Annotated in this window: 21 protein-coding genes and 2 pseudogenes; 11 read left to right on the plus strand and 12 right to left on the minus strand. The window is 62.1% G+C overall.

The window, feature by feature from the left end; translation table 11 throughout:
- A pseudogene (locus OQE56_RS19310) lies at positions 1 to 120 on the plus strand (IS30 family transposase); the annotation flags it as partial.
- Between the two features lie 472 nt (positions 121 to 592).
- Here OQE56_RS19310 and OQE56_RS19315 read toward each other — a convergent pair.
- The gene (locus OQE56_RS19315) at positions 593 to 1081 is read right to left on the minus strand and encodes a YcxB family protein (RefSeq protein ID WP_267226605.1); all 489 of its coding nucleotides are present in this window, start codon (positions 1079 to 1081) and stop codon (positions 593 to 595) included.
- A 378-nt stretch (positions 1082 to 1459) separates the two neighbouring features.
- Here OQE56_RS19315 and OQE56_RS19320 point away from each other — a divergent pair, with 378 nt between their 5' ends.
- Complete coding sequence (locus OQE56_RS19320; protein WP_267226606.1) at positions 1460 to 1789, plus strand: hypothetical protein; 330 nt, start codon at positions 1460 to 1462, stop codon at positions 1787 to 1789.
- A 148-nt stretch (positions 1790 to 1937) separates the two neighbouring features.
- Positions 1938 to 2264: a HigA family addiction module antitoxin gene (locus OQE56_RS19325; RefSeq protein WP_267226608.1), complete on the plus strand. Its 327-nt coding sequence runs from the start codon at positions 1938 to 1940 to the stop codon at positions 2262 to 2264.
- Positions 2265 to 2535: 271 nt separating this feature from the next.
- Here OQE56_RS19325 and OQE56_RS19330 read toward each other — a convergent pair whose 3' ends face one another.
- The 6 genes and pseudogenes from OQE56_RS19330 to OQE56_RS19355 all read right to left on the minus strand — a co-directional run bounded on the left by OQE56_RS19330 (position 2536) and on the right by OQE56_RS19355 (position 7676).
- The gene (locus tag OQE56_RS19330) at positions 2536 to 3042 is read right to left on the minus strand and encodes a DUF3828 domain-containing protein (RefSeq protein ID WP_267226609.1); all 507 of its coding nucleotides are present in this window, start codon (positions 3040 to 3042) and stop codon (positions 2536 to 2538) included.
- 294 nt (positions 3043 to 3336) lie between these two features.
- On the minus strand, positions 3337 to 3852 hold the full coding sequence (locus OQE56_RS19335) for a hypothetical protein (RefSeq protein WP_267226611.1): 516 nt from the start codon (positions 3850 to 3852) through the stop codon (positions 3337 to 3339).
- Positions 3853 to 3970: 118 nt separating this feature from the next.
- Complete coding sequence (locus OQE56_RS19340; RefSeq protein ID WP_267226612.1) at positions 3971 to 4345, minus strand: hypothetical protein; 375 nt, start codon at positions 4343 to 4345, stop codon at positions 3971 to 3973.
- A 2-nt stretch (positions 4346 to 4347) separates the two neighbouring features.
- Positions 4348 to 6045: a glycoside hydrolase family protein gene (locus OQE56_RS19345; RefSeq protein WP_267226698.1), complete on the minus strand. Its 1698-nt coding sequence runs from the start codon at positions 6043 to 6045 to the stop codon at positions 4348 to 4350.
- A 382-nt stretch (positions 6046 to 6427) separates the two neighbouring features.
- Positions 6428 to 6658, minus strand: a pseudogene (locus OQE56_RS19350) (homoserine dehydrogenase family protein); the annotation flags it as partial.
- A 25-nt stretch (positions 6659 to 6683) separates the two neighbouring features.
- On the minus strand, positions 6684 to 7676 hold the full coding sequence (locus OQE56_RS19355; protein ID WP_267226614.1) for an aldo/keto reductase: 993 nt from the start codon (positions 7674 to 7676) through the stop codon (positions 6684 to 6686).
- A 122-nt stretch (positions 7677 to 7798) separates the two neighbouring features.
- On the opposite strand from OQE56_RS19355, the gene OQE56_RS19360 reads away from it, so the two are divergent.
- Positions 7799 to 8698, plus strand: coding sequence for a LysR family transcriptional regulator (locus tag OQE56_RS19360; RefSeq protein ID WP_267226616.1), 900 nt, complete (start codon positions 7799 to 7801; stop codon positions 8696 to 8698).
- Positions 8699 to 8705: 7 nt separating this feature from the next.
- On the opposite strand, the gene OQE56_RS19365 is transcribed toward OQE56_RS19360, so the two are convergent.
- Positions 8706 to 10754 (minus strand): amidohydrolase family protein, encoded by a 2049-nt coding sequence (locus OQE56_RS19365; protein ID WP_267226618.1) that lies wholly within the window; start codon positions 10752 to 10754, stop codon positions 8706 to 8708.
- Between the two features lie 169 nt (positions 10755 to 10923).
- Here OQE56_RS19365 and OQE56_RS19370 point away from each other — a divergent pair, with 169 nt between their 5' ends.
- Positions 10924 to 12060 (plus strand): FAD-dependent oxidoreductase, encoded by a 1137-nt coding sequence (locus tag OQE56_RS19370; RefSeq protein ID WP_267226620.1) that lies wholly within the window; start codon positions 10924 to 10926, stop codon positions 12058 to 12060.
- A gap of 92 nt (positions 12061 to 12152) precedes the next feature.
- The gene (locus OQE56_RS19375) at positions 12153 to 12521 is read left to right on the plus strand and encodes a hypothetical protein (protein WP_267226622.1); all 369 of its coding nucleotides are present in this window, start codon (positions 12153 to 12155) and stop codon (positions 12519 to 12521) included.
- Positions 12522 to 12557: 36 nt separating this feature from the next.
- Here the strand turns inward: OQE56_RS19375 and OQE56_RS19380 are convergent, their stop codons facing one another.
- Together OQE56_RS19380 and OQE56_RS19385 are read right to left on the minus strand one after the other, a co-directional pair.
- Complete coding sequence (locus OQE56_RS19380; RefSeq protein WP_267226624.1) at positions 12558 to 13310, minus strand: glutathione S-transferase family protein; 753 nt, start codon at positions 13308 to 13310, stop codon at positions 12558 to 12560.
- A 162-nt stretch (positions 13311 to 13472) separates the two neighbouring features.
- Positions 13473 to 13880 (minus strand): acyl-CoA thioesterase, encoded by a 408-nt coding sequence (locus OQE56_RS19385; protein WP_267226626.1) that lies wholly within the window; start codon positions 13878 to 13880, stop codon positions 13473 to 13475.
- A gap of 63 nt (positions 13881 to 13943) precedes the next feature.
- Here OQE56_RS19385 and OQE56_RS19390 point away from each other — a divergent pair, with 63 nt between their 5' ends.
- The 3 genes from OQE56_RS19390 to OQE56_RS19400 all read left to right on the plus strand — a co-directional run bounded on the left by OQE56_RS19390 (position 13944) and on the right by OQE56_RS19400 (position 17064).
- On the plus strand, positions 13944 to 14297 hold the full coding sequence (locus OQE56_RS19390) for an SMR family transporter (protein WP_267226628.1): 354 nt from the start codon (positions 13944 to 13946) through the stop codon (positions 14295 to 14297).
- Entirely contained in the window at positions 14287 to 14619 is a 333-nt protein-coding gene (mdtI, locus tag OQE56_RS19395; RefSeq protein WP_267226630.1) for a multidrug/spermidine efflux SMR transporter subunit MdtI, read from the plus strand. The genes OQE56_RS19390 and mdtI overlap by 11 nt, the downstream gene beginning before the upstream one ends.
- Before the next feature lie 108 nt (positions 14620 to 14727).
- Positions 14728 to 17064 carry a S9 family peptidase gene (locus OQE56_RS19400; RefSeq protein ID WP_267226632.1) on the plus strand — a complete coding sequence of 779 codons (2337 nt, stop codon included), beginning with the start codon at positions 14728 to 14730 and terminating at the stop codon, positions 17062 to 17064.
- A 215-nt stretch (positions 17065 to 17279) separates the two neighbouring features.
- Here the strand turns inward: OQE56_RS19400 and OQE56_RS19405 are convergent, their stop codons facing one another.
- Positions 17280 to 19199 (minus strand): M56 family metallopeptidase, encoded by a 1920-nt coding sequence (locus OQE56_RS19405; protein WP_267226634.1) that lies wholly within the window; start codon positions 19197 to 19199, stop codon positions 17280 to 17282.
- A 1-nt stretch (position 19200) separates the two neighbouring features.
- Positions 19201 to 19587: a BlaI/MecI/CopY family transcriptional regulator gene (locus OQE56_RS19410; RefSeq protein ID WP_267226636.1), complete on the minus strand. Its 387-nt coding sequence runs from the start codon at positions 19585 to 19587 to the stop codon at positions 19201 to 19203.
- A 362-nt stretch (positions 19588 to 19949) separates the two neighbouring features.
- Between OQE56_RS19410 and OQE56_RS19415 the strand changes: the two genes are divergently transcribed.
- Positions 19950 to 20147, plus strand: a complete 198-nt coding sequence (locus OQE56_RS19415) for a hypothetical protein (RefSeq protein WP_267226638.1) — start codon at positions 19950 to 19952, stop codon at positions 20145 to 20147.
- 7 nt (positions 20148 to 20154) lie between these two features.
- On the plus strand, positions 20155 to 21021 hold the full coding sequence (locus OQE56_RS19420; protein WP_267226640.1) for an SPFH domain-containing protein: 867 nt from the start codon (positions 20155 to 20157) through the stop codon (positions 21019 to 21021).
- The last annotated feature ends 132 nt before the right edge of the window (positions 21022 to 21153 follow it).

Below are 21153 nucleotides of genomic sequence, written 5' to 3' on the forward strand. Positions count from 1 at the left end.
GGTTACTCGCAGGCTAAACTCGACGCCGTGGCTCGGCAATTGAATGAGCGTCCAAGACAGACACTCAACTTTGAAACACCGGCCGAACGATTCCAGCAATGTGTTGCAATGACCGGCTGAAGTCGCAGTCGAAAGCGGACGTTCCAATGGCCGCCTATTCCTCACGGTTAGATGGTACGGCATCTTCGCCGAAGTGCATTTCTATCGCCGCGCGTACTAAGCCAGGGTAAGCGAACCAATACTGGCGTCTCGTTGCATCCGACACGAAGGCCGCACCATAGTCGTCGATAGCAAGGCGGCGTTCGAACTCTGACAACGGGGCTCGATCAAAACTGAGAAGCGCACGCCTATAGCGAGTCATAAGGCGCTTGAAATCCCCGGCGTTGCTAATCCCGAGCGCCGTCAGCTCTGGGACCAACTCATCAAACGAACCAATCCCGTAGTCGTTCCTACGGGGGAAGAGGCTCGACATGGTTCGGTGTATGAGTGCCCCGGTCAGGGGCCTTTCGTATGCGATCCGTCTGGCCGGCAATCGATTCGCCATTTCCCCCTCCAATGGAACTGTCCGTTTTGGGTCGGAAGCGGACATTTTTTAGCTAACCCGACCTCCGGACACTTGCACCTTCGCAAGAATGAAAGCCTTCAACTCGGGCGTTACGTCTGCGAGCGGCAAAGTGAAGAACTGCGATTTAGAAAGCAGGAGCAGCCAGCAATCTTTTAGCTGCCATATCTCCACAACGGCTGCCCATGGGATTGATGCGCTACCGGCGCCGGACGAAAGCGACAATGTGTTATCGGAAGCTTCGAGCGTCGCCTGAGGGCTCCCCATATCCCTGAGCTTTTGAAAAGTGTTGCGGTGGTGGACCACGTACAGGGCGACCGAAAAGAGAATCCCCGCCACTAGAACGCTACTCAGCACACCCGTCACCCAGAAAGTGTCGCCTTCGTGGATGGACACTACGAGGCCGATAGCGACCGCCGCCAAAGCGATGAAAAAGCGCAAGCCGGTGACCCGCCACCAAAAGCCGCGTACAGCCTGACGCAGAAGCGGTGGGTTGAAGTTGAGGACTGCTCGAATCATTCAATGACGCCTGAGTTGCCGTGATTTAGAAATCCGAACTCTCTGCTATGGGTCGGAAGCGGACCTAGGCGGTAATAACAGGGGACGGAAGTAGTTAGCTGATTCAACTGCCTCCGTCCCTTTTGGTCCCAGGTCGTAACCGTGAGCCAAGTTCGGCCGTCAGGTCATTCAGTCGGCTTGCCGGCTGACACAAGGGTAGCGCGTAGCGGCAAACCCCTACAGCGGTCCATGGCGGCCCTGAGTACTCTCGAAGGGTCGCTCGCGGTGTCTGTTCACCGGTTGCCGCGAGTGACCATGGCAGTGATGTCATGAAGCGCGGGTCGTAAGTGTTTGGCGCACTCACGACCCGCTGACCAAAACCAACGTTAGGAGTTGATCTTGGCTACCCACGATCATACGGCACGCGCACGCCTGCCCGTTCCCGCCGGCAGCACCCACACTCCTCCACCCGACACCCTCAAGGGGTCGGCGTCGGCACTCCCTCCTGAGCTCGTGTTCACTCGCGAAGACCTCGCCCTGGCTGCCTATGCCCTGACGCGTCTGCGCATCGATCACGAGCAGTGCCTGCACGCCCACGCCCAGGGGTTTCCCCACAAGTCGTTGGAATGGCCGCTTTCGGCCTCCGTGGCCATTGCAGTGGCCACCGCTATCCAGTGCCTTGAACGTCTGGTGGATGGGTACGGTGAGGCGTTGAGAGTGAACGCTTAGCCCCGTCCTGTGATCGTTCCCCGTGGCGCGTCGATACCCATCGATGCGCCACACCTGGGCGATCACGCACAGCGTCGCAGGACATTCCCCGACACGCATCGATGTCATCCCTGATGCGTCGCCTTGCCGTGCCTGACCGGAAAACCCGATGAATCTGATCCGCCCCGACCCGCAGCTGCGGGTGGACCCTTCACTGCGCCTGCGCACCCCCGGCGAGGTGCTGCGGGACGACTATCTGAAACCCCGCGCCATGACCCTTTCCGCTCTCGCCCGCCGCACCGGCATTACCGTGACCAGCCTGCGGCGACTCATCATCGGCGAGGTACCCATGCGCGCCAACGACGCCATCCGGCTCGCCGTGGTACTCAACACCAGCGCGCTCTACTGGATGCTGCTGCAAGTGCAGTGCGATCTGGAGCGGGAAAGGCGCGGGCGCGAATTCGCCATAAAGGAGCCAAGTGCTCCTTCGCGTTAGGTCGCCCAGATAGCGAAAAGGGGTCAGAGTGTTTTTTCTAGTCCTTAGAAAAAAGCACTCTGACCCCTTTTTCGCGACCCCTTTTTCGTCGTACCGCGCCGCCCTGATGCGGATGGTGGTGAGGGCTGAACAGCGGGCCGGCATGGTCTGAACAAGGATCCGAAGTTTCTCACCTTGCGGCCGCCGCCCGATGTAGGCCACACCCGTAAGGTCTGTTATGGATCGGAATCAGACTTTATCGATTTAACTACCTCCGTCCCCTATTCGCGGCTTAGCGGCTGAACACGTTAGTTTCCTGTTTCATGGCCTCTCGCAAGCTCGGCATGTCCGGCGACAAAACATCATCGATTCGCCACCCGCTCTTAGTTTTTACGAGCTTCAGGCGTAAGGTGCGCCTTGATCCAAGATTTATGAATGAAACCGTTGCTAACGCATTCTTCTGATCTTGCATTGATATGTGGATGTTCTCGAGCGAAAGATCGAAGTCTTGGCATTCGCACAAAGGGTCCGCATCCAAAACACCGGCTTCGCCGTGCATCGCTTCCGCATCACGCTTAATGGCTTCCAGCAGGTTGGTCGTCGCTACCTTGCCGGCATCTGGACTTATCAAGGAAATCGGTGTGCCCCCGGCCTTGTAGTGTGCATAAACGCCTCTCACGAAAGCTTCGGGAGAGGAAGTCTGAGCTGAAGCCGACCGACCGATGATTATCACGGCAAGCAGCATTGCAACGACAAGAAAGGCCTTGAGCGGATGACTCTTGGTATGCCGTATTTTCATTACTGTTCCGCCGCGCGATAGATCTCATAGTCAGGCTGATTTGAACGATAGACCGGACCTGACCACATATCCCTTTGTTTAAAATCCGATACCCATTGAGTGCCAAAACAGGGGTCAGACTGCACTTTGTCCCGCCCTGCGCACCGTCAAGCAAGGAAAGACGACTCTGACCCCCTGTTTTGGTGCTGGGCATAGGCCTTGAATCGCGGAGAGGAAACTTTGGCCGCTGTGGGGACGGCACCGCCAATTCTTCACATTGGGCCGTCAGCAAGATTCCTGTACGGAATGTGCAACCTACGGTCCGCCTGCATAGCCGGGAAAGACCGTCGTTGCGCCGCGAAAGCGAGCGATCCAAGGAGCCAGGGCCGGGTGCACGACCGTTCCGAATGCCACATCATTGGAGTAGTAGCGGATGGTCCCATCGGCTCCGCCACTTTTGTCTGCTACGTCCGCGCGTGCCGCATAAATTCGTCCATCAGGGTATATGGCAAAGACGGATGCCTCATAGAGGTAAAGGTCGCGCAACCACCCCTCGACAAGCAGGCCTCCACCAAGGAGCCTTCTTGGTTCTCCCCAGACGTCAAAGTTACTCACGAAGGGCTGATAGTCGGCACCAAGCAACAGCTGGAGTTTGTGCTGAATATCTTTGTCGTCATCAATGCGCGCCACAGTTTGGAGCGTTGCGTACGATGGCAACGACGTGACCGTTTGTGCGTGGCATGATGAAATACATAAAGGCGCAACCAGAGCCAACACCACCAGAAGCCCATAGAGGTTGCGTAGCAAATGGTTAATTCTGAGGGTTGTCATGCGATAAATCTTCAAATGCCCTGGCCTCTCAAGCGTGGCGACTATTGAGGTAGGTCATGGGTACTGGGGTTACCCAGGTGCCGTCTCACGTGGCCTTGTTGAACCACCCAATAAAACACTAGATATCAACCCATTTCCCGTGCTCGCTCGCCAGTTGCTCACCACGGGTTGACTGAATAGTGAGCGTTCCGTTGTCGGTAATGTAGTAGTCGCTACTTTTTGAAGAGAATTTGAATCCGATATGCTGACACGGCTCATTCTGGCGCGGGCAGCGGCGAACCCAGTCGGCGCCCTTTAGCTGAGTAACCTCCCCCGACGCTCTATCCACACCGACATAGAGCACATCCGGGCAATCAATCTCGCCTTCATCGCACAAGACCAGAACAATTACGATGCGCGCCGGGGTAGAGAGTAACCTCTGGTACCTCGCGAACGCCGGAGTTGAAACAAGCGCGGCAAGGCAGAGTACTAGCCATAGTGAAAGCGACTTCATACTCATTCTCCGTAGTTTCCGTTGTTGAATAGGTCAAGCTCAGCGTTTCGCCTGTTTTCAAGGCCGCGATTGACGCGGCCTTGAGATCTATTCCAGGCACGCCACGCCTCATCTACAGATGTGTAAGGTGTGCTCGCTTGCGGATCATTGATCATCTGCAATGCAGATGACTGCCGAAATGCTCCCGGCCCGATATTGAAGCAAAGTATCACTAGGGCATCGAACTGACTTTGACTTGCTCCTCGAGTCAAGCTCGCGTTCACGGTATCTATGAATGGCTGTAAATCGGATACGAAGAGCGCATTCCCCTGATCCTCGGTAATTCCCGATGAAAATTGGGGCCACTGATCCTGAGTGATTAGATGGCCATAACCTATGGTGGCGCCTGGCACCCAATGGTCAATATTCAACCCCGTTTGATCGTCATAAGGAGCTAAGTGCATCGAACCCTCCGCTCGCTTTAGCATACCGATGCCTTGCTCGCTGAACTGCAATGGCGACGTAGAGCCATCAGTGTTGATGGCTGCAGCGGTACCCAGTGCGGGTGGCCCCACCTGGGCTGTCCAAAACCTCGGATCGCCATAAGCCGCTCGCGCCATGGCGATGTCATCCAGTGACGCGAAGTTACGGGAGGGGTCGACGGGCTTGATCACATCCGCCTGAGCGGACGATGCCATGCCGGTGAGTCGATGAGGAAAGAGTGGCGCTGTCGTAGTCTGCGATGGTGCGGCGGACGGTTGATAGTGAGGCGCGGGTGTTTCGCCGCCACCCGGCGCACGACGCGAGCGGCCACTGCCCGCACTACCGAACCCAGGAAATGGGTTGAAGTTACCCATTACACCACCAAAGAGCATCGCGGCCATGGGCGGGGTGGAGATGATCAGCACGGTCATCAGCAAGCCCACGCCACCTTGCTGAAAGGCCATGGTGCTGAAGCCTTGGGCATCCAAGCCCGTCATGCGGCTGAGCGCGTCGGTGGTCCATAGCGCCGCTGCCACCCGTGTGGTCAGGTCTAACGCGATGGAGCTGACCCAGTTCAAGGTGGCCATGGAGAACACCGTGCCGATGGCGTACATCAGCCATCGTCGGAACAAGTCTTTGGTGCGATCAAACGCCAGACACAGGAGGAACAGCGGCGCGAGCCCCACGATCAGGGCGATGGCCAGTTGGTAGAGCAGCAGCATGGCGCCGGCGGCCATGGCGGGGGCGCCAATACCAAAGGTGGCCATCATGGTGGTGTGTGCCTTTGCGTCGGCCAGCGCGATATCACCGCTGGGCACTTGCACCATGTCGATAGCGCTGGTGGCGACGGAGATCAGCAGCAGGTTCTTGTCGATCTGTTGGACGGGTGAGGCGTCCGACCCGGCCATGATCTGGTTGACCTCGCGCGGCAGTTGTTTGTACAGCACGTTGTACAGATCGACGCCGCCGAACGACATGGCTTTGGCGGCGGTGACGATCAGGGCGATTTTGATCAGGCGCGTGACTGTGTCCATCATCGGCGCACGCAATTGGCCGGTGACCATGGCGTAGCCGCGAATGAACACCCACAGCGTGACGAGGATGAAGGCAACGCTGGTCACCCCATCGATGGCTCGGCCCATCGTGTCGATGGCGAAGCGCTCGATCTTGTGGGTAAGGAAGTTGAAGATGAGGGCGTAGTAGGCCGAGTCCATACCGAGGTCGCTTATGCCCGCCACCGCTGTCAATAGACGCGGAATGGGGAGGGCTACGTGAGTTCGACCTGACAAGGTTAGGCACGGCTCGCCTTTTCGGTAGCGTCATTGACCGACATCGCCTGTCAGTTAAGGCGACTTCAATGGCAGGGGATAGCGCCACGGGTCAGTTGGGGTGTGAAGTCCGGCTGGCGCACAACGTTGGTGGAAGTGGCGGAAGCCAACCCGCACGTGCACGGCTGACCTGTATATCCAACGATTGAAACGAAAAAAACGCGTGGTGATGAGCCGGGCGTTTTTCTTTGGACGATTCGATGAGCTGAGTCGCACACAGGGCGCGCTCCCACAGAGTGGGTCGATCCCTTGTGGGAACGCGCTCTGTGCGCGACTCGAGAAACCTCAGGCGTCACGCCAGCGCCAGCACATCCCCCAACATCGCCTGCGCCGTCACCTCAGGCCCCGCACCCAGCCCCTGAATCACCAGTGGTTCGTGTTGTAACGCTTGGCGCTGAGCACTAGCTGGTTGTCGGTGCCATACAGGCGCGTGGCCGGATGACTGGCAGGTACCTCGACCAGCCCCACGCGTCCACGGGCCACGCTGATTGAGGTGTGCTAGGAAGCGCAACGCGCGGCCTTGTTCGGGGCCGCGCGGTACAGGTGGATCACACGTTGACCATGTGCATGCCGGCCTCGGTGTAGCGGGTACCGGCAATCGCTTCGGGTGGGAACACCGCATCGATCGCGGCCAGCTCGCCAGCGCTCAGTGACACTGCGAGTGCGCCGAGGTTTTCATCCAGACGGTCGCGGCGCTTGGTGCCGGGGATGGCCACCACGTCCTTGCCCTGCGCCAGCACCCAGGCCAGCGCCAGCTGCGCGGGCGTGCAGCCTTTGTCGGCGGCCAGCGCCTTCACTTTTTCCACCAGCTCAAGATTGCGGAAGAAGTTCTCGCCCTGGAAGCGCGGCGACTGGCGGCGGTAGTCATCGGCCTCGAAGTCATCGGGGCTGGCAAGCGCGCCCGTCAGGAAGCCGCGGCCGAGCGGGGAGTAGGCCACCAGCGAGGTGCCGAGCTTGCGGCAGGCTTCGAGCATGCCGTTCTCCTGCGGGTCGCGTGTCCACAGCGAAAACTCCACCTGCAGCGCGGTGATGGGATGCACCTTGCTGGCGCGCTCCAGCGTGGCGGCGGAGGCTTCGGACAAGCCGAGATAACGCACCTTGCCGGCCTTCACCAGATCGGCCATGGCGCCCACGGTTTCCTCGATCGGCACCTGGGTGTCGACGCGATGCTGGTAGTACAGGTCGATATGGTCGAGGCCCAGCCGCTTCAGGCTGCCGTCGCAAGCCGCGCGCACGTATTCCGGGCTGCCGTTGACGCCGCGTGCGGTCGGGTTGCTTGGGTCGCGAACGATGCCGAACTTGGTGGCGACAAAGGCCTGGTCGCGGCGGTCGCGGATGGCCTTGCCTACCAGCATCTCGTTGGTATGCGGGCCGTACATATCGGCGGTATCGAGCAGGTTGATGCCGCGTTCCAGCGCGTGGTGGATGGTGGCGATGGATTCGGCATCGTCGCGGCTGCCGTAGAAATCGCTCATGCCCATGCAGCCGAGGCCGAGGGCGGAGACGAGGGGGCCGTGCTGACCGAGCTGTCGCTTCTGCATGGGTATGTCCTTGGTGAGTGGGAGAGGCATGGCGCGCATTGTTCGCCTTGGCGGGCGGGCGATAAATACTCAATAATCGCCATATCTGTTGTTGAAATCGCCAACAATCTGCCGAGGCCCCGATGGACCGTCTGCAAGCCATGCGGGTGTTCACGCGCATTGTCGAGCTGGGCAGCTTCACCCGCGCTGCCGATGACCTCGACCTGCCGCGCGCCACCCTCACCCACACCATCAAACGGCTGGAAGAACGCCTGGGCGCGCACCTGCTGCAGCGAACCACGCGCAGCGTGCGGCCCACTCGCGACGGCGAGGTGTACTACAACCATTGCGTGCGCCTGCTGGCCGATCTCGATTCGGTGGAAGCGGATTTCCGCGAAGCCGCCGTGCTGCCCAAGGGCAAGCTGCGCATCGACCTGGCGTCTTCGCTGGCGCGCAGCGTGGTGGTGCCGGCCTTGCCGGATTTCTTCGCACGCTATCCGCAGATCGAGCTGGATATCGGCACCAGCGACCGTTTCGTCGATCTGGTGCAGGAGGGCGTGGATTGCGTGTTGCGTGCGGGCGAGCTGTCCGACTCCAGCATGATCGGGCGCCGCGTGGCCAACATGTCGCAAATCACGGTAGCCAGCGCGGACTATGTGCGCCGGCATGGCATGCCGCAGACGCTGGCCGATTTGCAAAACGGGCATATCGCGGTGAACTGGGCCTCACCTACCACGCGCCGCACCACGCCACTGGAATTCATGGTGGGGCGCCGCCTGCGTGAGGTGATGCTGCCCTCGCAGGTCACGGTGAGCGGCACCGAGGCTTATCTCAGTTGTTGCGAGGCCGGTCTGGGCATTGCGCAGTTTCCGCGCTATCGCATGGCCGATGCATTGGCCGGGGGACAGCTCGTGGAGTTGCTGCCCACCATGCCGCCGCCGACGTTGCCGTTGACTGCCCTGTACTCATCGCAGCGGCAATTGCCGCTGCGGTTGCGTGTGTTTGTCGACTGGATGGCTGAGCTGTTGCGCGGGTTGCCCTGAGCGAGCCTCACTCTTCCCAGGCTGGCCGATGGCTGATGCCGCCCTCGGTGCGCAGCGCGTTGGCGTCCATCAGCTTGCCGTCCATCATCACTACGTCGGTATGCCGCAAGTCGCCGATGTTCACTGCGGGGTTGCCATCCACCAGTACGAGATCCGCCGCCTTGCCGGTCGCGATGCTGCCGGTGTGCGCGTCGACGCCGACCAGATGCGCGGGGGCGATGGTGGCGCTGGCGAGCGCCTCGGCGTTGGTGAAGCCCGCCTGCACATAGAGTTCCAGTTCGCGCACCAGCTCCATGCCATTGCCGTCGGTGCCGGCCACGATCGGCACGCCGGCCTTGTGCATCGCACCTACCAGCGCCTGCAGTTTGGCGAAGCTGGCGCGGTAGTCGGCGCGGGTAAGGTCTTTGGGCACGGCGAAACCGCCCTGGCGAAATCCGCGTTCCACCGAGGGCGGAAGGGTGCCTACGAACGGGGCATAGGCCGGTGACAGATCGCCGTCCTCTGGGACAAAGAGGACCTCGGCAACCACCAGGGTGGGGTCGGAAGTGATGTGACGTTGTGCCATCGTCGCGATCAACGACTTCATCGGCTCCCCGTCCAGGGCGACATTGCGCGCGTAGCGGCCGGGTCCTTCGAAGCGTGCGATGCCGTTGGAGACATTCACCACCGAGTCCGGCATGGCCTGCATCATCACGAAGTAGATGTGCGTGATCTCGTCATAGCCGGCGTTGATCGCGTCCATGGTACGCATGCCCGCCGGCAGGTGGCCGTGCACATGCAAGCCAACCTTGTGCGCTTCGGCGGCGGTGGCGGGCACCCAGGCCGGATTGAAGCTGCCGTAGATCTTGATGGCGGTGAAGCCGTCGGCTTTCGCCTTGTCCACAATCTGAATGGCTTGTTCTTGCGAGGTGGCGACGCTGGCCTGTTGCGCTGTGTTGGGTCCTTTGCCGTCGATCAGCACGGACGGATAGACGTGCGGCAACAGCAGCTCGCCTTTCGCACGGCGCCGTGCGCGCGACAGTGTTTGCGCATCGTCGTTGCCGGGATCGCGTGCGGAGGTGATGCCGAGCGATAGCAGCATGGGGCCGCTCGCATCGTCGGCGACATGCTGGTGGGCATCCCACAGGCCGGGCACCAGCGTCTTGCCGGTACCGTCGATGACCTGCGCGTTCTTCGGCAAGGTCGCGGTGGCGGCTGGGCCAACCTGCGTGATCACGCCGTTCTCTACCACCACCGTCTGGTCATCGACGAAATGCGTGCCGTCGACGAAGGCGCGCACATGGGCGAAGGCGACCGGGCCGGTAGGTGTCTTCTGCAAGAGCGGGACAATGGCCTTGGCATGCTCGGCCATGGCGACCATCTGCGCTTTGTTCAGTGCGGGCTCCGCCGATTCGTAACCTTCCGGCAACCAGGTCAGGCCGTCGACGAAGCCGAAGAAATGACCTTTTGCATCTGCCCACACGGGCACCGGCGTGTTGTTGAGGCCGCTGACCGCATAGGCGGTAACCTCTTTCTTCGCGGCGCCTTCGCCAACGGTGACGGTCACCAGCTTTTGGGCATGGGCCTTGCCGCCGGGAAGCAGGGCAAGCGTCATGTCGGGCGCGGCCAGCAAGGCTTCGAACATGTCCGCGGTGAGGCTCATCGGGCCGCCGAACGGCACGTATTCCGCAGGCGAACCGTAGCTCGCAGAGCCCGCGTCCACCGGGCTTTTCCAACTGGCTTTGCCGCCCAGCACCGCGAAGGTCTCGCCCGCATTGCCACGGGGCGTGCGGCCTCGAATCACGACGTTTTCCAGCATGCCGTCGCGGCCAAGCGTGGCCCGGCTGTCCACCTCGGTCACCATGCCACGCAGCAGCAGGCTCTCGCGACCCATGCGCGTGCCATCGGCGGCGACCCAGCGCTCTGAGTGGCCGTGTTTGCCGGCTGAGGAGAGGATGGTGAAACGCTGCGCGTTGGCCGGTGGCTTGGCCAGTTGTTCGACGGGCGTGGGAGCAGGGGTGTCAGCGAAACAGGGAAGTGCGAGACACAAAGCGAACACGACAAACGGGGCGCGCATAGGTAAGCCTCCGACAGGGTTCTCCGCGGAGTATCGCCGGGCGGCTGCTGCGGCGACAGTCCCAGACCGGCATGCCTGATGGCCTAGGCCGTACCCCGGTTAGCGCCGCGTTGACGTCAGCCAAACGTCCGCAGGCGCCAAACTGTGCCGCCGCCTTCGGAGGACAGCGATGGAGCCGACGCAACCGTCCGTGCTGATTGTGGGCGCCGGGCCAACGGGTCTGGCGGCAGCGCTGTTTCTCGCACGCCGTGGCGTGGCGGTGCGCATTGTCGACGTACTGCCGCAAGCCTCGATGTATTCCAGAGCGCTGGCGGTGAACCGGCGCACGCTCGAGGTGCTGCACGATACCGGCGTATCCGATCGCATCGTTGCGGAAGGCTGGGCTGTCCAGGGCGCCTGTCTGCGCGCGGGAGATCGCGAGGTGCTGGTAATGAATCTTCCTGACGCGCACGGGGCGCCCCAGGCCATGACGGCGCTGCCGCAGGCGCGTACCGAGGCCTTGCTCGCCGAGGCCTTGCTGGCGCAGGGCGTGCCGGTGGAGCGTGGCGTTTCCCTGCAAACGCTGACGCAGGATGCGTCGCATGTCACCGCCACCCTGCGGCATGCCGACGGCGAGATCGAGCAGGCGCAGGTCTCGTTGCTCTTCGGCGCCGATGGCGCACGCAGCGCCACGCGCGAAGCGTTGGGGCTGACGTTTGGCGGCAGACATCTGCCGGAACCCTGGTCGCTGTGGGATATCGACATGTATACGTCGCTCGATCCATGGCATGCGCACGTGCTGTTCTTGTCCGACGGTTTCATCTTCACGCTGCGACTGAAAGGCGACACGTGGCGGGTGATCGCCAATACCGCCGATCCGCTCGCCACCCTGCGTCGTTACGGCACGCTGGGCAGCGTGGCATGGCAGTCGCAGTTCCATATCGGCCATCGCGTGGCTTCACAGGCCGCGCTGGGTCGCGTCGCACTTGGTGGCGACGCGGCGCATATCCATTCACCTATCGGCGCGCGTGGCATGAATCTGGGCATCGAAGACGCCTACGTGTACGCCGACTGCGCGGCTGACGCGCTGGCTGGTGATCTTTCCCGCCTTCACGATTACGGCGTGCTGCGTCATGCCGTGCATAAAGCGGTGGTGCGTCGCATTGGCGCGATCACCCGTCTGGTGCGAGGGCGCCCGCCGTGGTTGCGTTGGCTGCGAGACGAAGTGGTGCCGCTGGCGGGTCATATGGCCTCCGTGCAGCAACTGATGCTGCGCACGGTGGGCGGGCTCGACCATCCGCTGAAAACCCATCCCGGCCGTAGCTGAGGCGCCGGGGCGTCAGCCTCAAGTTAGCCGGCGTTGCGCCGATAACCGGGCATACCCGCCATCTGCCCATGGCGGACGCCCGATGGGATGCAATGACTGCTCACAAGCCGAACATCAAGGGGAGCCGCGTGGACTGGAGCGATCCACGCCTGCAAGCACTGTTGCGCAAGTCTGAGCACTGGAAGCTCGACAACCGCGGCACCTACGTCCCCAAGGACGTACAGGTTCATCTGGGCTGGGGCGCTACGACCGGCCAGCCTGCGCTGCTGATCTGGGAGCGCGATCAGGTGATGATGCTGGAAACCCGTTTTGCCATTCCCCTGGGCGAGCACTTGCGCGTGGACGAACCGCAGGGCGAAACCCTGCGTACCGTGTGGGGCATCGTGGCCGAGAGTCGCGAAGGGTTTCGCGCCGAAGATCGCGCCAATGGCGTGCATCTGCACTGGCTGCATCTGCGCTGAGACCATGCATCGGGGCGCAGCCCCTATGCATCGCCATTACTCCATGCGCTCAAAACCCTTGCGCGGCGGCTGCGTGCCCATGGTCCACGAGGTCAGTGGCGCGCCGGCGGCGGCCAGTGCGGCGCGTTGCTCCATCAAAGGCATGCGCAACATGGCCTCTTCCAGCGTGGCTAGCTTCTGAAAAGCGGGCAGGGCCTGCACTTTCTCCACCAATGCCGCCAGGCGCGGCCAGCGTTGCGCATCGATGGCATAGCGCACGAAGGACGCCGTGCGGAAGTACGCCGTCATGCTGATATCCGCAATCGACAGCTCACCGAACACATAGCCTGCAGGCGGCAACTGGCTTTCGAGGTAATCGAGCGCGGCGGGAATCTCTTCCTCGCGTGCCTTGGCCACAATGTCCTCGTCCGTGGTTTCGCCAAACACGTGGCGGCGGATCGCCTTCTGATAGAACAGCTTCCACACCAGTACGCTGGCCAGATGCGTATCGCAGTACTCCTCCAGCCAGCGCGCCCGCGCGCGATCGGTGATGTCGGTGGGATAGAGCGCGGGCGTGGGAAAGCGATCTTCCAGATACTGGCAAATCACGGACGAGTCGTTGAGCACCATGTCGCCCTCGATCAGCACGGGGATGCGGCGCAGCGGGCTCAGTTTGGTGAAGCGTTCATCGCCAATGAAAGGCGCGATGGGGTCGATCTCGTACGACAGCCCCTTGAGGTCCATGCACACCAGCACCTTGCGAACATAGGGCGAGACATAGTTGCCGATCACGGTGAACTGGGCAGGCATCGCGGGGACTCCGGGTGAGGACCTGTAGAGCGTGGGCGTGCGCTGGTGCCGGCGTCAAGGGTGGTCAATCGTGGCGAGACGCGCGCTTTTGCTCGTCATTCCCGCCTTCGCGGGAATGACGAGCTATTAAAGACAGAGGTCGCAATCAGACTTTCGCAGCGATCAGGCACCTGCCGCAGGCAGCGGCGGCACGGTCGCCGGCGCGCCATTGGAATCGAGTGCCACCATCACGAAACGGCCGGTGGTGCAGACGCGGCGGTCGCCGGTAAGCGGATCTTCTGCCGTGAGCTCCACTTCCACCGTCATCGAGCTGTGACCGACGTGCACGATGCGCGCCACCAGTTCCGCCAGCTGCCCCTTGCGTACGGGCACGCGGAAATTCACTTCTTCGGAGCGCGCCGTGACCACCGTGCGGCGTGCATGGCGTGACGCGACGATGAAGGCGGCCTTGTCCATCCATGCCAGTGCCTGCCCGCCGAACAGCGTGCCGAGATGGTTGGTGTGATCGGGAAACACCATCTCAAGCATGCGGGCTTCAGGCAGTGACGTGGTGTCGGACGATAGGGTCATGGGCGTGTTCAGTCGGGGAAAAAGGTAGGATGGGGCACTCATGCGCGCAGCAAGGAGAACGGCATGCGCTACTGGCTCTTCATGGCCGCGGCTATTGTCACCGAAGTCATCGGTACATTGGCGATGAAATACGGATTGCATCACCAGGCCCATACGATGGGTATGAGCGTGATGTACGTGATGCTGGTGTTGTCCTACACCAACCTGGCGCTGGCGGTGAAGCGAATCCCGCTCGCGGTGGCCTATGGCGCGTGGGAGAGCCTGGGGCTGGTGCTGATTACGCTGTGCAGCGCATGGCTGTTCGCCGAGGCGCTGACGCCGGTCAAGCTGATCGCCATGGTGCTGATCATTGCCGGCATCCTGTTGCTGGAGCGTGGCACGGACGAGGCTCCGGCGGAGCGCACGCATGCTGCCTGACTTCCAGCCGATTCATCTGCTCTACCTGTCCATCGCGATCGTGCTGGAAGTTGCCGCCAACGTGCTGATGAAGCGCTCGCATGGCTTCACCTACAAGGGCCCCGCGGTGGCAGCCATCGTCTGCGCGCTGGCGGCATTCACGGCCCTGAGCTACACCATCGAGGGCATCCAGTTGTCGGTGGCCTACGGCGTATGGGGTGGCGTCGGCCTGATCGCAACCACCGTGCTTGGCATCACCATGTTCGGCGAGCATTTGCGCCGTTCGGGCTGGCTGGGGCTGGTGCTGATCACGGCGGGCGTGGTCCTGATGAAATTCGCCTGAGGACGGGACTCATGGCAGGCGTTCCTTGGTATAAGCAGCGCTAGGATCAAGCGTTGATCGGGGCGTCCAGTGTGACGCCCACCATGAGCTGTCCACTGGGGAGAACACATGATTTTGAAGGCACACGGCGCGCGCCTGCTGGGCGCGATGGTGATGAGCATGCTGTCGGCCGGCGTGGCCGCCGAAGGCCGCACGCTGACCCACGATGATTACGCGCGCGCCGAACGTTTCGCGGGCTACAACACCACGCCGCTGGTGGATCACGCCGTGCAGTCGGTGATCTGGCTGGACAATGACCACTTCTGGTATCGCGACCACGACGCCAAAGGCGACCACTTTGTGCGCTTCGATGCCGTCACCGGCAAGACGGCGCCGGCTTTTGATCATGCCCAACTTGCCGCCGCGCTGAGCAAGGCGCTGGGTAAGCCCGTAAGTGCCGACACGCTGGGCATCACCAGCTTCGCCGTAGCCGCAGACGGACGCCTCGACGTCACCCTGAAAGGCAAGCGCTACCTGTGCGACACGAAAGCCGAAGGCGCCTGCAGCAAGAGCCGCGACGAAAACGTGGAAGGCGTGGGCAACGAGCCGGTCGTTCTCTCGCCGGACAAGCGCAGCGAAGCCTTTGTGCGCGACTGGAATCTGTGGGTGCGCGACGTAGCCACCGGCAAGGAGACCCAGCTGACCATCGACGGTGTGGAAAACTACGGCTACGCCACCGACAACGCGGGCTGGAAGCATTCCAACAAGGCCATCCTTGTGTGGTCGCCGGACTCCAGGCAGATCGCCACCTTCCAGCAGGATCAGCGCAAGACCAGCGATATGGTGCTGGTGGGCACCAACGTCGGCCAGCCGAAAGTGGAGAAGTGGAAGTACCCGCTGGTGGGCGACAAGAACGTGACGATGATCGAGCGCGTCATTGTCGATGCCGCCAGCCGCAAGGTGGTTCGCCTGAAGATGGAGCCCGATCAGCATCGTTCCACGCTGTGCGACGACATCAGCTGCGGCCGCGATGGCGGCTGGGACGACGTGCAGTGGGCGCCGGACGCCAGCTCGCTGGCTTTTGTGTCGTCGTCGCGCGACCACAAGCAGGCTTGGTTCCGCGTTGCTGATCCGCGCACTGGCGACGTACGCACGGTGTTCAACGAAAGCGTGCCGACGTATTACGAAAGCGGCAACGGCAGGGTCAACTGGCAGTACCTGCCGGAGAGCCACGAAGTGGTGTGGTTCAGTGAACGCACCAACTGGGGCAACCTGTACCTGTATGACCTGGACAGCGGCAAGCTCAAGCGCGCTATCACCACGGGCGAGGGCAACGTCACCGAAGTGCTGCGCGTGGATCGCAAGTCGCGCACGCTGTGGTTTCGTGGCGTAGGCCGCGAACGCGGCGTCGATCCGTATTACCAGCAGTTCTACAAAGTCAGCATGGACGGTGGCGCACCCGCGCTGCTGGCGCCGGAACCCGCGGACCACACCATTACGCTGTCGCCGGATGGACGTCTGTTTGCCGACGCCTATTCCACCCCGGCCACGCCGGCGGTGACCGTGCTGCGCAGTTCGGATGACGGTCACGTGATGGGCACCATTGCCAAGGCGGACATCAGCCGTCTGCTGGCGGCGGGCTGGCAGCCGCCTCAGTCGTTCACGGTAAAGGGGCGCGACGGCAAAACAGATCTGTACGGCCTGATGTTCAAGCCGACGCATTTCGATCCTGCCAAAAAGTACCCGATCGTCGACTACGTCTATCCTGGCCCGCAGACGGGTTCGGTGGGCTCGCGCAGCTTCAACCCCACCCGCAGCGATCATCAGGCGCTGGCCGAGTTGGGCTTCATCGTCGTGGCCATCGATGGCATGGGCACGCCCTGGCGCTCCAAGGCGTTTCATGATGCCTACTACGGCAACATCGGCGACAACACGCTGCCCGATCAGGTGGCAGGCCTGAAGGAGCTGGGCAAGCGCTACCCATGGATCGACATGGAGCGTGTGGGCATGTGGGGCCATTCCGGCGGCGGCAACGCCACCGCGGCCGCCATGTTCCGGTACCCGGACTTCTTCAAAGTCGGCATCGCCGAAAGCGGCAACCACGACAACCGCAACTACGAAGACGACTGGGCCGAGAAGTGGCAGGGTCTGCTGGTGACGGACAAGGACGGCAAGAGCAACTACGACGATCAGGCCAACCAGAGCTTCGCAGCCAACCTCAAAGGCCACCTGCTGCTGGCGCACGGCACCATGGACGACAACGTGCCGCCGTACGAAACGCTGCTGGTGGTGGACGCGCTGATCAAGGCCAACAAGGACTTCGATCTGCTGATGATTCCCAACGCGCACCACGCCTACGGCAGCGCCGTGAACTACATGATGCGCAAGCGCTGGGATTACTTCGTGCGGAACCTTGCGGGCGACACGCCTCCGAAGGAGTACGCGATGAAGCCGCCGAAGGATTGAGGTTTAACCATATCTTCCGCCCGCTTGGCAGGTATGCGATTTCGCACACGCGCACCGCATACCTGCATTAGACCCTCACCGTCATCCCCGCGAAGGCGGGGATCCAGCGACTTTCGGTTTCCCTCAGCGTCTTAAAGGCACTGGATCCCCGCCTTCGCGGGGATGACGGTGAGGTATTAGCTGGTCCACTCAGTATTGAAAGAGCTCGCAGAGCCTCAGCGCTTGCTCAAAGGCTGCGCCACACCTTTCGCCAGCGCCTCATCCAGCAACCTGGTCATCTGATCGTTCGCCTTGGCGGTGGCCTCTTGCTGGCGGCGGCCCAGTGCTTCCTGTTGCTTGCCGAGCGCCTCCTGCTGGCGTCCCAGAGCTTCTTGCTGGCGCTCGAGTTCGGCGCGTTCGCGTTCGATCTCCGCCGTTTCCGCCTTGATGCCGGCGCGCTCACCAACACTGGCGTCGCCCGACTTGCCCAGGCTTTCCCGCATATCGAGCGATGCTTCGCGCTGAGCGATAGCTGCCTGCCGCATGCCCAGCGCACCTTCGCGAGCGCCAATAGCGCCTTGCTGACCACCCAGCCGGCCTTGCTCGCCGCCGAGCTTGCCTTGCTCCTGGGCAAGCGCTGTGACTGGCGCGTACGCGGTCCTGGCACGAGCGACATAGGCCTGGTCCTGGATCACGTAGGACTGACTGCCGCGACGGAACAACACCAGCGGTTCTCCGTTCTTGCGCAGATGTTCCGCAGCCTGCAGGTCACCTTCCGTGCCATTGACCGTGACCGAATCGCGATCGAGCAGCGCAAACCCGTATCCCTCATCACTGTGGGTATCGATGTGCACGTGGCGAGCGGAGAAGCCGGAGGCATCAGCGGGGGCGGGCGGCGCCGGCGGCGCGGGTGGCGCAGGCGGGACTGCCGGCGTCATGGGCACCGGGGGTGCCTTCGGCACGGGCGGCACCGGCGGTACAGCAGGCAATGCGGTGGACGTCGTTGACGTGGTCGTGGTCGTGCGCGTCGCGGGTGCCGTGGCTGCCGAGGACGAAGCGGCCGGTTGCGCGGCAGGCTGGTCGGGTGTTGCTTGCGTGACGCGATAGGGCAACACGCCGATCGCCGCGACCAGGGCCACGAGCAGCCAGCTGCGCGTGGGCGAAGTGGTGTCTTGCTGACTGAGTTGCAGCATGGTGAGTCGTCGCCTCAGGTTGTGAAACGTGGGAGATGCGCCGGCAAGACCGGCATGCGGTGGATGCGCCACGCCAAGGCGCAGCAGCAGTCGTCCATAGGCTTGTGGCGCGGTGTGGTTCTGCTGCACTACCTGCGCATCACAGGCGGCCTCGCGATGGAGCGCGTACTCGCGCATCGCCCAGCGCACCAGCGGGTGGAAGAAGAACATCCGCTGCGCGATCGCCGGTATCCAGCCCATCCACAGATCGCCACGACGGAGATGGGTCAGCTCATGGGCCAATGCCAGCGCGGAATCCTCTGGCGACAGCGTATGGCGGGCAGGCAACAGCACCGTGGGGCGCCACAAGCCGCTCACTTGTGGCGAGTCGATGTCGTGCGATACGCGCAGCGACGGACAGCGGCGCAGGCCGAGGGCGCGAGCCTGGGCGGCGCACGCAGCCTGCAATGCGGGGTCATCGAGCGGTTGCGAAGCGCGCACGATGGCTCGTGCTTCGCGCGACTGTCGTACGGCGATGACCAGGTGAACGAGTACGCCGGCCAGCCACAGTGACAACAGCACGGTCTGCCAGTGGAACGACACCGCACTTTCGTTCTGTACGGACGTCCCGTGCAACGCGGTATTGGCAAGGGCATTCGGCGCGGCGGCCACCGACGCGTTGAATCCGTCGATGCGGTGTTCGCTGGGTGCCGTCAATGCAGGCGTCATAGGCTGCGTGGATGGCGCGGCCATGACGTGCGCCGGTGAAGGCGACAACAGCGGCAGCGATACCGGCGTGGGCATCAGCAGCCCCAGCAGCAATTGCACGCCGAGCAACCACCACAGGAGCGAGCGCGTGGCGGCGCTCAGCCGCGGCAACTGCCGGGCAGCCAGCCACACGAGACCGACAAGCAATGCGGCCTGCACCGAGGTCCACGCAAGCCGGCTGACGAGGTTCTCTGCAATAAGCGCCATGGTGTTCATGTCAGCCGTCCTTCTTTCGCGACTGCAGTTGCGCCACGAGGGCTTCCAGTTCGGCCAACTCGGTGTCGCTTACATCCGTGCGTTCGGACATCCATGCGACAAACGGCGATACCGAGCCGCTCAAGGTCTTCTCGACAAACTGGCCCACGGCGCTGCGCATCACTTCGCCGGGCCCTGTGGCCGGGCTGTAGCGATATATGCCCGCTACCTGGCGCCGCTTGAGGTAGGCCTTGCCGCGCAGGCGTTCCATCATGGTCAGCACCGTGGAGCGGGCCAGCCCGCGCGGTTCGCCATACCCGGCGGCCACTTCGCCTACCGATGCGTTCGTGTGCTCGGCGATGTATTGCAGAAGCGCCAGCTCCTGATCGCCTATGGAAGGTTTGCCCATGGTTTCTGTCCTGTGACTACAGCTGTAGTCAAACTAGTCCGTGACTACAGCTGTAGTCAATAGGTCCATAGGGCTAAATTGCGTCACTACTGACTTGTTGCATTGCACAAGATTCGGAGTAGAGTGCGCGCCGTCCTCATCCAGCAGCGCCCATCGGAGTGCGCTTATATGAAGGCCGCATCCATCTGCTTTGCCCATCCGCACTGTCGCCAACAGCGACGCTTGCGACGCCAGGGTTAGCGACTCCCAACGGCCCTCCATCAGTCGGCCACCCGCAACACCTAGCGCGTGTTGCCTCGGTGGGCCGCGCCAGATGGACGTCCAAACCGGCATTCGCCACTGATACAGACCACGGGGAAATCATGAAAACGCTTGTCGACTGGCTGGCCCATCGGCTGTGGCCGTTCGTCGTCTGCCTGCTCCTTTACATCGGCTTTATCGGTCCGGAACTGATCTCAGCCACCAGCACGTTCGCCGTGCTGGCTGGTCTGGCTCTTCTGGCATTGCTCGCGGCATGGGGCTTCCTGCTGCTGCGCCGCGGTTTCACCCACAAGGAATGATCCACTCATGAAATGCGTACTGACCATGTTGTTGTCGCTTTCCGTCCTGGCGCTGGCGGCATGCTCCAAGGTGCCGGCAGGCAACGTCGGCGTGAAGTTCCAGATGTATGGCGATGGCAAGGGTTCGCTGCAGGAATTGCCACCGGGCCGCTACTGGGTGGGCTGGGGCTATGAGATGTACACCTTCCCCACGTTTACGCAGACCTACACCTTCACCCGTTCGGCCTCGGAAGGCCGTCCGGTGGACGAGTCGATCAGCTTCCAGACGGCGCAGGGCCTGACGGTGAATGCCGATGTGGGCATCACTTATCACATCGATCCGGCCAAGGTGACGCTGATTTTCCAGAAGTACCGCAAAGGCATCGACGAGATCACCGACGTGTATCTGCGCAACATGATTCGCGATGCGTTGGTGAAAGAGGCATCGAATCTGGATATCGAATCGGTCTACGGCAAAGGCAAGGCCAGTCTCATCGAAGCCGTGCAGCGCGACGTCAGCGAGGAAGTATCGGCCGTCGGTATTGATGTGGAGAAGATCTACTGGATCGGCGAATTGCGTCTGCCGGAAACGGTGGTGCAGTCGATCAACGCCAAGATCCAGGCGACGCAGATGGCTGAGCAGCGCCAGAACGAAGTGGCGCAGGCGAAGGCCGAAGCGGAAAAGGTGGAAGCTGAAGCACAGGGACGTGCCCAGGCTCAGCTCACTATCGCGGAAGCAGAAGCCAAAGCCATTTCGCTCAAGGGTGAAGCGTTGCGCCAGAACCCCAACGTGGTTCAGATGTCGGCGATTGAAAAGTGGGATGGCCATCTGCCGACCTACTCGGGCACGGGCGCGGTACCGTTCATCAGTCTTGGCGCGCCGGTTGCCAAGTAATTCAACAGAGATGTCCGGGTGGCCGTGCCACCCGGACATTCGCGATGCGGCTTAGTGTCGCGAAGATCGAATGGATATGGCTGTCAATGATGCATATCAAACCATGGCCTAGGTGGATGACCACAAATGGTG

Source organism: Dyella silvae, from assembly GCF_026421305.1.
Lineage (GTDB): Bacteria > Pseudomonadota > Gammaproteobacteria > Xanthomonadales > Rhodanobacteraceae > Dyella > Dyella silvae.